Source organism: Chloroherpetonaceae bacterium, assembly GCA_025056565.1.
GTDB lineage: Bacteria > Bacteroidota > Chlorobiia > Chlorobiales > Thermochlorobacteraceae > Thermochlorobacter.
Genome location: JANWWA010000025.1, coordinates 1 through 11876, shown reverse-complemented (window position 1 = coordinate 11876; position 11876 = coordinate 1). Strand labels below are relative to the sequence as shown.

Sequence of the window (11876 nt, the reverse complement as noted above, 5' to 3'; positions counted from 1 at the left end):
GACGGGGTCGCCGTGCGGAATTGCGCCTGTTTTCTCGTCGCGCACGACGGCAAGCGCGTATTGATACTTCGGGATTTTCGTTACGCCCGGAAAAAATGGCGCGTCGATGGGCAAAAGGTCGCCACTTGCGAGCAGCGCTTTTTCTTCTTCGGGCGAAATTTTTTTGCGAAGCGGTTGCGGTGGCAAAGGTTTAGATTGCTTATGGAGAAAGGCTTCAATGCCTGCCTTGCCTTCATCGGGCGCGACTACTGCGCTGGCAAAGAGTTTCGCTTCGGTTTCAATGCCTTTTGAAAAACCTTGCTCAAAGCCAGTGCGCAGAGCGTGCAAAATTTTTTCAACCGCTTTTTCTCGCCCTGAATGTTTGAGCGCGCCGATGAGCGTTTGAATTTCTGGGTCTTGCAGCAGGTCTTCGGGAAAAGGTCTCGACGATTCCCACGAGGTCGTGGCTTGCTGGCGCCGTTCAAAGGCAGTTTGGAGCGCTTTACCGTCAGCGCCCAGAATGAAGGCACGTGCAAGTTCTGTGGCACGCACAACAGCATCGCCCTCGGTGATTTCATCAATGAGTCCAATTTCTTTGGCGGTCTCGGCATCGAGCGAGCGACCTGAGAGCAAAATTTGCAGGGCGGTTTTCAAGGCTTCGCGTTGTGTCATACTCTTGTGTGGATTGAGTGTGTGTTGGGAAAGATACACGGAAGCAAGACTTCTGCAAAAGGCAGATACTTCGCTCTTGCCTGCATTCACCTCTCTCTTTATCTGCATACAGCAGGCGTTGCTAACGCCGCACGCATGGAGCGCGCATCACTCTGCCCTGAGCTGCACTCTTAGAGATTAGCTGTGGAAACCCGTATATTTTTTGCTTATTCAGTTGGTTCAAACTTCTAAACCCAAGTGTTAGCCAGTTATGCAGCGAGAAAAAATTATCCCCATCAACATTGAGGACGAGATGCGAGACTCTTACATCGACTACTCAATGTCGGTGATTGTGAGTCGTGCGTTACCCGATGTGCGTGATGGCTTGAAGCCTGTGCACCGGCGTGTACTCTACGGAATGAGTGAGCTTGGCTTGCAAGCTGGGCGTGCCTACAAAAAATCGGCGCGCGTGGTCGGTGAAGTGCTCGGGAAGTATCATCCGCATGGCGACAGTGCCGTCTATGATACAATTGTGCGCATGGTGCAAGATTTCTCGCTGCGCTATCCCCTCGTTGATGGACAAGGTAATTTCGGCTCCATTGATGGCGATGCTCCTGCAGCAATGCGCTACACCGAAGTGAGAATGACGCGCATTGCGGGTGAACTTTTGCGCGATATTGACAAAAACACAGTAGACTTTGCTCCCAACTTTGATGACTCACTCGAAGAGCCAACTGTGCTTCCCTGCGCCATTCCGAACTTGCTTATCAATGGCTCATCTGGCATTGCCGTCGGGATGGCGACCAACATTCCACCACACAACCTCTCGGAAGTGGTTGATGGACTAATTGCCCTCATTGACGACAAAGACATCACCATTGATGAACTCATGAAATACATCAAGGCGCCTGACTTTCCGACAGGTGGGATTATTTACGGCTATGAAGGCGTCAGAGAAGCCTATGCTACAGGGCGCGGCAAAATTACCATTCGTGCCCGCGTCAAGATTGAAGAAGCCAGAAGCGGTCGTGAGTCAATTGTGGTTACTGAGCTACCCTACCAAGTCAATAAAGCCAAGCTACAAGAGCGTATTGCAGAGCTGGTTAATGAGAAAAAAATCGAGGGCATTGCTGCCATTCGTGATGAGTCAGACCGAGACGGTATGCGGCTTGTGATTGAACTGAAGCGCGACGCTGTGACCAAAGTGGTGCTCAACCAGCTCTTCAAGCATACGCAGATGCAAGAGACTTTCGGCGTCATTATGCTGGCTCTGGTGGATGGTCGCCCTAAGGTGCTGACGCTGAAAGAAATGATGCAGCACTACATTGACCACCGACACACAGTTGTTATTCGCCGCACAAAGTTCGACTTAGCCGAAGCGGAAAAACGGGCTCACATTCTTGAAGGTCTCAAAATTGCGCTCGATAATCTTGATGCAATCATTACACTGATTCGCAAGTCCAAAGATGGCGAAGAGGCTAAAGATGGTCTTATGCAAACATTTAAGCTCTCTGAAATCCAAGCCAAAGCCATCTTAGATATGCGCCTGCAACGCCTTACCAATCTGGAGCGGCAAAAAATTGAGGAAGAGTATAGGGAGGTCATCAAAACCATTGAGCAGCTGAGCGCCATCCTAAACAGCGAAAAACTGCAGATGAAGATTATTAAAGACGAGCTGAAGCAAATCAAGCAAGAGTATGGTGATGAGCGTCGCACGGAAATTGTCTATGAAGTCAGTGATGACCTCTCAATCGAGAGCCTTATCAAAGAAGAAGATGTCATTATTACAATTACGCACAACGGTTACATCAAGCGCACAGCCGTTGATACTTATCGTCGGCAAGGTCGAGGCGGCAAGGGTATTGCGGGTGCTGCCACAAAAGACGATGACTTTGTTGAGCATATGTTCGTTGCCTCAACGCATGACTATATTCTTTTCTTTACCAATTTCGGCAAGTGTTACTGGCAAAAAGTTTACGACATTCCTGAAGCAGCCCGCACGGCGCGTGGGCGCTCCCTTAGCAACCTTATTGAGTTTGAGCCAAACGAAAAAGTGATGGCGCATATTAGTGTGAAGGAGTTTAGCGACTCGCTTTATGTTGTGATGGCGACCAAAAATGGACTTATCAAGAAAACGGCGCTCAGCGAATTTTCAAATCCCCGCCGCACTGGCATTCTTGCCATCAACATTGAGGAAGGCGATGAGCTGATTGGCGCTAAGCTTACTGATGGCAATCACCAGATCATTCTGGCTAAAAGCAGTGGCTACGCCGTGCGTTTCCACGAGTCTGATGTTCGACCAATGGGACGCAACTCCACAGGCGTGAAAGGTGCAGAGTTAGAGAAAGGTGAGACAGTGGTCTCTTTGGTCACCACGCGTCGCACCGATATTACCTTGCTGACTGTTACGGATTTGGGTTATGGCAAGCGCAGTGAGCTTGAGGAATACCGAATGACGAAACGAGGTGCCGCTGGCGTTATCACGCTGAAAGGCAATGAAAAGGTGGGCAATCTGGTCGCTATGGTAGAAGTCGCTGACGAAGATGACCTGATTTTGATGACTAAAAACGGAATTGTCAATCGGCAGCACGTCTCTGACATTCGGGTTATGGGACGCAATACTTCCGGCGTGCGGCTAATTCGCTTAGAGGAAGGCGACCGTGTCAGCGCCGTTGCGCGCGTGCCAAAGGAAGATGAGGAAGCAGAGGAAACCAGTAGCGACACAAATGGGCAGGCATAAACTGCATTTGAGCTGCGCATTTCGGCAAGTTAGAATTTTGACAGCTGGTTCTCGCTTCCTCTCTTAGCACTATGCTCTACGTGGTTGCAACACCTATCGGTAACTTGGGCGATATTACGCTGCGCGCCTTGGAGACCTTGCGTAAGGTCTCGGTGATTGCCTGCGAAGACACGCGCGAGACACTTAAACTTCTGCGCCACTACGACTTGGGCAAAAAGGAGCTGATTGGTTACCACAATTTCAATGAGCGACAAGCCAGCGAAAAGATTTTAGCGCGCCTCGAGCAAGGCGAAGAGATTGCCTTAGTGAGCGACGCTGGCACACCTGCCCTCTCTGACCCCGGCTTCTACCTTGTGCGTGCCGCATTTGAGCGTGGGATTAAGGTCGTGCCGATTGTAGGCGCTTCAGCACTCACCGCTGCAATTTCTGTCTGCCCGCTCCCCGTCAATCGTTTCTACTTCGAGGGCTTTTTGCCCCACAAGAAGGGTCGGCAGAGCCGACTTCGGTTCCTTGCTTCACAATCGCTCGAAGCGATTATCTTTTATGAGTCGCCGCATCGCTTGCTACGGCTTTTAGAGGAACTTCAAACCTACTTTGGCGATGCGAGGGCAATGGTTGCACGAGAACTTACAAAACTGCATGAAGAAATTGTTGTTGGCACGCTCAGTGAGCTTAAAGCGACCTTCTCGAGCAAAAAAATTTTAGGTGAATTGGTCGTGGTGCTCTCGCCTATTAAGCCGTCTGAGCATTCCCACGATTCATCAACGAATGAAGAAGATGAGCACAGCTATACGGATTATTGAAGAGCCGAAAGCGATGCAGCGCCTTGCTGAATCGCTGCGCCAATCTGGCAAGACGATTGCACTAGTGCCTACGATGGGCGCTTTGCATCAAGGGCACCTTAGCTTGGTCGACATTGCCAAGCGGCGTGCTGATGTGGTTGTAATGAGCATTTTCGTCAACCCACTCCAATTTGCTCCGCACGAAGATTTCGCACGCTATCCACGCCCTTTCGAGCGCGATGTGGAACTTGCGACTGCAGCTGGCGTCAATATTCTCTTCCACCCCACAATGGAGATGCTCTATGGAGAGCATTTCGAGAGCTTCGTAACGGTGGAGCGTGTTTCGCAGGGCTTCGAGGGCGAGATTCGTCCCACACACTTTCGCGGCGTGGCTACTATTGTCACCAAGCTCTTTAACATCACTAAGCCACATATTGCCGTATTTGGTGAAAAAGACGCGCAGCAGCTTTCGCTGGTGAAGAATTTGGTGCGCGATCTCAACTTCGATATTGAAATTCTCGCTGCCCCAATTGTGCGTGAGCCTGACGGCTTAGCGATGAGTTCTCGCAATATCTACCTTTCCGCAGAAGAGCGTGCGCAAGCCCCTGCACTCTATCAAGCCCTACAAGCAGCCCAAGCCAAACTTTCGCAGGGTGAGCGCAGCGCGCAGGCTTTGGAAGCGCTTGCGTCACACATCATCTCGAGTGCTGCCACACTTGCCCAGATTGACTATGTTGCAGTTGTGCAAGCCGATACCTTCCAGCGGGTAGAGACGCTGCGCGAAGGCAACGATTACTTTCTGCTCATTGCTGTACGCTTTGGCAGCGTTCGTCTGCTTGATAACTTGCGTTTTTCACTTTGAGCACTTCTGCTATGCGCAAAGCGTTTGCTTGGTTTATCTACAACGTTCATTTCAGATTCATTGAGGTTGGCAGCGGGAAAACTTTCAGCACAAAGCGCAGCGTTTAACCGACTGAATGCTTAAAACAAGCACAAGCATGCCCAAACAGCCTGTCTCACCCAACGAAATGGACTTTCTTGACCACTTGGAGGAGCTACGCTGGCGACTTATCAAAGGCTTAGTGGCTGTTTTAGTGGTCGCTGCGGTGTGCGCTTACTTTGCTGACTTTATTGTCTCTGACATTCTTATCGGTCCGCTTAGGCGCTCGAGTCCAAATATCAAGCTGCAAAACTTAATCCCTTACGGGCAACTTACGCTGTATTTGCAAGCTGTGATTTTTTCGTCTCTTGTTGCGGCGTTTCCTATTCTTGCCTATCAAATCTGGAAATTTGTTGAGCCCGGCTTGGAGCCACACGAGAAAAGTGCCACGCGCTTTGTGGTGCTTTTTGTCTCGCTTTGTTTCTTTGCTGGCATTGCATTTGGCTACTTTGTGCTTCTGCCTGTTTCGCTCAGCTTCTTTGCAGGATTTGGCACGCCACTGATTGAAAACAATATCTCCGTCGACAACTATGTCTCCTTCTTCATTGGCACGCTGCTGACTTGTGGTCTTGTTTTTGAATTGCCGTTTATCTCGTTTGTGCTGTCTAAGATTGGCTTGCTCACGCCGCCCTTTATGCGACACTACAGGCGCCACGCCATTGTGGGGATTCTGGTCATCGCAGCGATTGTTACACCTTCGACAGATGTTATCACGCAGCTTGTCATTGCCGTGCCGATGATTTTGCTCTATGAAGTGAGCATCTGGATTTCGGCTATCGTAGAGCGCCAGCGTGAGCGGGCTGAAAAAGCTGAAAGAGAGACTGAAGTGTATCTGCATTCGTAGCGCTTTTGCATCGCTATCGTAGCACTGTGCTTTCGCTGAATTCGCACTTTTGAATTATTGGTTACAGTGCCGCACATTCTGCCTTAAACGATAAACTTTGCGAAACCTTGAACTTGCTTTTATTGGAGACTTCTCATTCGCCGATGAGCGTGGCAGTGGTCAAGGCAGACAAAACTTGGCTAAAAGTTGGTGCGGAGTGGCAGCGTGCTTCCGAAGAAATTATGCCGCTCATCGAGAGCACCTTGCGTGATGCTGCTCTTACCCCTTCCGACTTGGACGCAATTGCGCTTTCAATCGGTCCCGGCTCTTTTACAGCGCTTCGAATCGGACTCTCGACGGCAAAAGGGCTATGTTTTGCATTGGAGAGACCATTAATTACCGTCGGCACGCTGGAAGCATTGGCGCACGCAGCAATAGACACACTTCATAGACAGCAACGCTGCGCTCAGCGCCTTGTGCCTCTTGTGTATTCAAAGGCAGACGAATTTTTCGTCGGTGAAGTTGAGACCTCACTGCTTCGGGAAAATGTCTTGGCAGAGATTCCCAAATCATATCTCACGCTTGCTGAGATAGAACGCCGTTTTCCGAAAGGCACTGGTGCGGTGGTCTATGGGCGCAGCCCTGAAAAATGGCGGCAGCGTCTTCTGACTATGCTTGACTGGGTAGAAGCCGATTTTTCGGCACAATCGCTGCTTGTAATTGCCAGAGAGAAATGGCAGCAGCGTCTTTTGACCGACCTTGCTTCCGCCGAACCGCTTTATCTCAAAGATTTTGAGGCGCGCGTTTCTACCAAAAAGTTCTTTGGGTAGCACGCAGAGCTGGCTGAACAAAAGAACGCCACACCTCAGATGTGCGTTTTAGCGAATAAAAGTGCCTTGCAATGCAATCATACTCAGCATATCAGATGGAAGTTTGAATGCATCACTTTAGCCAACTTTAACTTTGGTTTGAATATGCCTGCTAAAATCATCATTCCCACAGCTTTGCGGCAGTATGCGGACGGCAAAGACACGGTCGAGGTTTCCGCAAGCAGTGTTGGCGATGCTCTTGCACAACTGAGCCAACGCTATCCAGCGCTGCGGAAAAATCTTTACACCGAAGATGGCAAGCTGCGCACGTTTATCAACATCTACAAAGGCGATGAGAACATTCGCAATCTTCAAAACTTGGATACAGCGCTCAGCGACGGCGATGAACTGATGATTGTGCCCTCAATTGCTGGCGGCGCGCTTTTTGGTGAAATGGAAGTTGAAAGTTCCGTAGAGCTGTCTAATGAAGAGATTAAGCGATATGCTCGCCACCTGATTATTCCGGAGTTTGGAATGGCGGGTCAAAAGAAGCTCAAGCAAGCGCGCGTGCTGATGATTGGAGCAGGGGGCTTAGGTTCGCCGTTTGCAATGTATATGGCAGCTGCTGGCATTGGGCACCTAGGCATTGTGGATTACGACGTAGTGGATTTCTCCAACCTGCAGCGCCAACTTTTGCATGGCACGCCAGATGTCGGTCGCCCCAAAACCCTCTCAGCGAAGGAGACCATTCAGCGGCTCAATCCGAATGTTGAAGTCACGCTCTATGACACGCCGCTTACCTCTGCCAATGCACTGGAGATTTTCAAGGATTACGATGTCATTGTCGATGGCACAGATAATTTCCCCACGCGCTACCTTGTCAATGATGCCTGCGTGATGCTGGGCAAGCCAAATGTCTATGGCAGCATTTTCCGCTTTGAGGGTCAAGTCAGTGTTTTCTGGGCAAATAGCCACGAAGCGACAAATGGCCGCTTGCCCGAAGGGGCTTGCTACCGCTGCCTTTACCCTGAGCCGCCACCGCCCGGCTTAGTGCCAAGCTGTGCTGAAGGCGGTGTGCTTGGTGTGTTGCCCGGCGTGGTAGGCACTCTGCAAGCGATTGAGACCATTAAGCTCATTACCGGTATGGGCGAACCGCTTATCAATCGGCTCCTGCTCTTTGATGCCCTAAAGATGAAATTCCGTGAGCTTAAACTGCGTAAAAATCCTGACTGTGCGGTTTGCTCCGACCACCCAACCGTGACGAAGCTGATTGATTACGAGCAATTCTGCGGTATGCCTGCGCATGACCGTCAAGGCAATGCCGAAGCATCGGCTTCGTCTTCCACACCGAAGGTGTCGAGCAATCCGAATGAAATTACCGTCTTTGAGCTTAAGGCGCGGTTAGATGCAGGTGAGCGACCCTTTTTACTGGATGTGCGCAACCCCAACGAGTGGGACATCGTGCGCCTTCACACTGCGACCTTGATTCCATTGCCAGAGCTGCCGAATCGCTTGCATGAACTGGCAGGCAAAGAAGACACGGAGATTTTGGTTTATTGCAAGATGGGCGGTCGCTCGGCGCAAGCCTGTGAGATTTTGCGCAAAAATGGCTTCAAGAAAGTGCGCAATGTCGTCGGCGGTATTACTGCTTGGGCAAAAGAGATTGATCCATCAATGCCAACTTACTGAGAGAGGTCAGCGTGCTCAGTTGCAGTGCAAAATTGGCAACATAATTTTTGAGCGCTCCACACATTGCCCTTTGCCTGCATCTGAGCTTGCTGTTTTCATGTAGCAGGCTTCAAGTCTGTGCAGTGTTTTACTGCGTATCAGCCAATTATTTCTTCCACTTCCTTTGCACGGTCAGCAGGTTGGATACTACAAGTTATTTTTGAGGAATCGCAGAGCCTGCAGTCGCTTTTCCCTTCCGTTAGACAGTTACCCTATGCCAATAACCTTGTGATGCAATGGGATCGCTGACGAGAAGATATAGCTCTCAAAAGCTTTTAGGTCAGGTCTATACCCCCCGCTTCATAGTAGAAAAGATTTTGTCCGATATCGGCTTTAATAAGACAGATGTTTTAGGGAAAACCATTTTAGACCCTGCTTGTGGCGATGGCAGTTTTTTAACTGTTGTAGCCCAGCAAATCATTGAACTCTCACCCAAGGAAAACTTAAAAGAAAACTTAGAAAAAATTTATGGGTGGGATATTAGCAAGGAAGCCGTAAGGCAGTGCATAGAAAACTTAAACAAACTTACTGAACCTTTCTCTATTCAGGTGAGCTGGAACATTCAGGTTTGCAATGCTTTAAGAAAAGTCACTGAACCTAATACGCCAAAGTTTGATTTTATTGTCGGAAACCCTCCCTACATTCGCATCCAACACCTAACCGAAACGGAGAGAACTTTCATTAAAACGCATTATAAGTTTTGCCGAAGCGGCTCCACAGATGCGTATATTGCTTTCTTTGAATTATGCAACACTTTATTAGCTCCACACGGCATTTGCGGTTTAATTACGCCTAATACATACTTTTATAGCGAAACCGCACGGTTTATGCGAAATTACTTTTCTCAAAAACAAACCCTCATCAAGGTTACAAACTACGGTAATATTCAACTCTTTGAACATGCCACCACTTACAGCGCAATTACCATTTTTAATAAACAACCGAAAGATGCCTTTATTTTCGAGCAGGCTATTACAGCCACCGAATTCGAATCAAGAAAAGTTCATTTTGATGAAATTAAAAACAGAAAAATCTGGCAGCTCAGCTCCAAGCCACTAAAAGAACCAGTAGGCGTGAAACTGAAAGACATTTGCCGTATCCATGTCGGCATCACCACACTTTGCGACAAAGCATATATTTTTCCAATCGCAGACATTCAAGATGAACCAAATTATGTCTTCGCCAAGACACACTTCAAAGGCTTGGTAAAGCTTGAAAGAGCCATTCTGAAGCCTATCATCAAAGCATCAAAGCTGAAAAGTAGCCAAGACGAAGTAAAAGAATACATTTTGTTTCCATATCAAAAGGTGAATGGAAAGCACAGGATTATTCCAGAAGAAAAGTTGAAAAGTGATTTTCCTCTGGCTTATCGCTATCTTCTGAGCATAAAGGAAGAGTTAGACAAGCGCGATAATGGGAAACCGAATCCTGTTGCGTGGTATGCGTTTGGCAGAAGTCAGGGCTTAGACACCAGTTTCGGGAAAAAGATTTTGTTTTCGCCGATGAATCACAAACCAAACTTTATCTTGGTTGAAAACGAAGATGCTGCATTTTATTCGGGTTATTGCATCAAGTATGACGGGGATTATGAATTTCTTTTGGAGCAGCTAAATTCAGAGCGATTCGCTCACTTTGTTGCCACATCAAGCAGAGATTTTCGTGGCGGCTGGAAAGCGTATAACAAAAAAATCTTAGAACAATTTACAGTGCTTCTACCAGAAGAGAGGCAGGGAGGTGCAAAGAACATAGTCAACCTTGTAGGCACTAAGGTGAGGGGGAAGCACGAAGAAACACTCACCATAGGCTTTTAGTGGCTCTGACCACCCTGAGGTCGCATACGGTTTTCGGCATAAGAATTTCTATGCATAGCTCTCTTCCCTCAAATCCAAGATACCCTTTAGGTTGTTGAAAAAGTCGTAACCAATAATCCCTTTTACTCCAGTTGCTTTTGGAGTAACTTGCAGCGATGCAAGCAAGTTACATACCTCACGATAAAATGCCTTTCTCTCAGACTTGTGGTTATCTCGAAGCACTTTGTCTGAAATCTGCCTATCAAAGTAGAAATCCTCTTCTGTTCCGACAGATTGATAGTTGCTTGTTACCTCTTCCAGCAAGCATGAGAGCCTCTCTCCTGTATCCAGAAAGCACTTAAGCGCTCTCTTATCAATCCGCAACTCTATAAGTGGCACGTCCATCAAGCGTGAGAGCCTTACCTCTTGTCCTTCAAATTGGATTTTCTGCTTATGTCACTCACTACTCTGCTCATAATCAGAGGTTGTTTTTGGCTCTGCGCCAGCGACTCTCATTCTTAGCCTCCAAAGACATCGGGATAGCGTTGTATTTGTTCCAGCAGGTCTTGGTCATAGCGGATTACAATCACTCGATAACCATGCTGAATGAGATTGTCCTGCAGTTCTTTGTCTCGAGCCGATTGCGTTGGTTCGTCATGCACGGCGCCATCGCAGAACACGCAGACATTTGGCTTGTAGAAAAAGTCCGGTATGCACGATGGCGATGTGATGCGTTTTTGCGCTTCGTCGGGCAATCGGTAGTTCTTTTCAGCCAGCGTCTGCAGAAACCGACGCTCAAGCTCAGAACGAGAGTCAGTTAGCGACCATAACCACGCAAGATGCTCTTGGCGGGAACGACCCTGCACACGCAGTTCGGTTCGGCTTGCAGCTAAATCAAGAAGCATTTGCCGAATACTATGTCGGTTAAGTTGTAGCGCTTCTTGCTGGTTTCCGAAACTAAGTAAGCACTCGTAGCATGCCGCATAGCAGTCAGATTTAAGGTTATTGCCAGCTGAGTCGAAGTGACAAATCTCTAAGGCACGGCGCGCCACTTCGGAGAATGCGCTTGGCTCTTCAATGAGCTGCTCTAATACTCCAGTGCCTCCTTCGGTTGCTTCATAGAACAACATCGCGCGATGCTCGCCCCGACCTAGCAGCTCAGAGGCTAACTCGTTTTCCTCGAGCTGGAAGGTTTCTTCTATGCCGCGCTTGAGCGCATAGCGCAATGTCGTCTCCAGCGCTGCGTTGCCATTCGTTCCTTGCAGCCGAACCAGCAAGAGGTTCTGAGTACTCTGCACCACTAACCGCACCCTTTGGGGTTGAGAGCGTTGGTTACCCAGCTCTTCTGCAGAGCTGAGGATTTCCCCACTATCAAGGTCCAACAGGAATCCCTCCACATTTGCCCCCCGCCAGCCGTGATTAAGCAGGAGCACGGTGGCTTCGGGCGCATAGGTCAGTCGCAATTGTGGCGTTCCGTTGCTGATGACATCTGCTTCCTTAATGCGGTATGCTGACTCTTCGGAGGCGAACTGGAAATAGGTTTCCAGCTTATAGCCTCGACGGCGACGCTCTTCCTCATCTGCCGTGATGCGCGCCCGTCGTCGCATCTGCACATTTGGCATATCCAGCACGGT

Annotated in this window: 10 protein-coding genes; 7 read left to right on the top strand and 3 right to left on the bottom strand. The window is 48.9% G+C overall.

Translation table 11 applies throughout. The features are described from left to right. Positions 1–651: acetyl-CoA synthetase (locus NZM05_12425; GenBank protein MCS7014419.1), on the bottom strand; the 651-nt coding region annotated here is incomplete at its 3' end. 250 nt (positions 652–901) lie between these two features. Between NZM05_12425 and gyrA the strand changes: the two genes are divergently transcribed. The 7 genes from gyrA to NZM05_12390 all read left to right on the top strand — a co-directional run bounded on the left by gyrA (position 902) and on the right by NZM05_12390 (position 10263). Further along, the gene (gene gyrA / locus NZM05_12420) at positions 902–3370 is read left to right on the top strand and encodes a DNA gyrase subunit A (protein ID MCS7014418.1); all 2469 of its coding nucleotides are present in this window, start codon (positions 902–904) and stop codon (positions 3368–3370) included. A gap of 71 nt (positions 3371–3441) precedes the next feature. Beyond that, positions 3442–4173: a 16S rRNA (cytidine(1402)-2'-O)-methyltransferase gene (gene rsmI / locus NZM05_12415; protein ID MCS7014417.1), complete on the top strand. Its 732-nt coding sequence runs from the start codon at positions 3442–3444 to the stop codon at positions 4171–4173. Continuing rightward, the gene (panC, locus tag NZM05_12410; protein MCS7014416.1) at positions 4160–5014 is read left to right on the top strand and encodes a pantoate--beta-alanine ligase; all 855 of its coding nucleotides are present in this window, start codon (positions 4160–4162) and stop codon (positions 5012–5014) included. Before rsmI ends, panC begins: the two co-directional genes overlap by 14 nt. Before the next feature lie 115 nt (positions 5015–5129). Next, positions 5130–5936 (top strand): twin-arginine translocase subunit TatC, encoded by an 807-nt coding sequence (gene tatC / locus NZM05_12405; protein ID MCS7014415.1) that lies wholly within the window; start codon positions 5130–5132, stop codon positions 5934–5936. Positions 5937–6058: 122 nt separating this feature from the next. Next, positions 6059–6745, top strand: a complete 687-nt coding sequence (tsaB, locus tag NZM05_12400; protein ID MCS7014414.1) for a tRNA (adenosine(37)-N6)-threonylcarbamoyltransferase complex dimerization subunit type 1 TsaB — start codon at positions 6059–6061, stop codon at positions 6743–6745. A 144-nt stretch (positions 6746–6889) separates the two neighbouring features. Continuing rightward, a complete protein-coding gene (moeB, locus tag NZM05_12395; protein ID MCS7014413.1) occupies positions 6890–8413 on the top strand; it encodes a molybdopterin-synthase adenylyltransferase MoeB in 1524 nt (507 codons plus the stop codon). A gap of 275 nt (positions 8414–8688) precedes the next feature. After that, the gene (locus NZM05_12390) at positions 8689–10263 is read left to right on the top strand and encodes an SAM-dependent methyltransferase (GenBank protein ID MCS7014412.1); all 1575 of its coding nucleotides are present in this window, start codon (positions 8689–8691) and stop codon (positions 10261–10263) included. Between the two features lie 48 nt (positions 10264–10311). Here NZM05_12390 and NZM05_12385 read toward each other — a convergent pair whose 3' ends face one another. After that, positions 10312–10650 carry a hypothetical protein gene (locus tag NZM05_12385; GenBank protein MCS7014411.1) on the bottom strand — a complete coding sequence of 113 codons (339 nt, stop codon included), beginning with the start codon at positions 10648–10650 and terminating at the stop codon, positions 10312–10314. A gap of 110 nt (positions 10651–10760) precedes the next feature. Continuing rightward, positions 10761–11876 (bottom strand): DUF1998 domain-containing protein (locus NZM05_12380; GenBank protein ID MCS7014410.1); only part of this gene is annotated, 1116 nt, incomplete at its 5' end.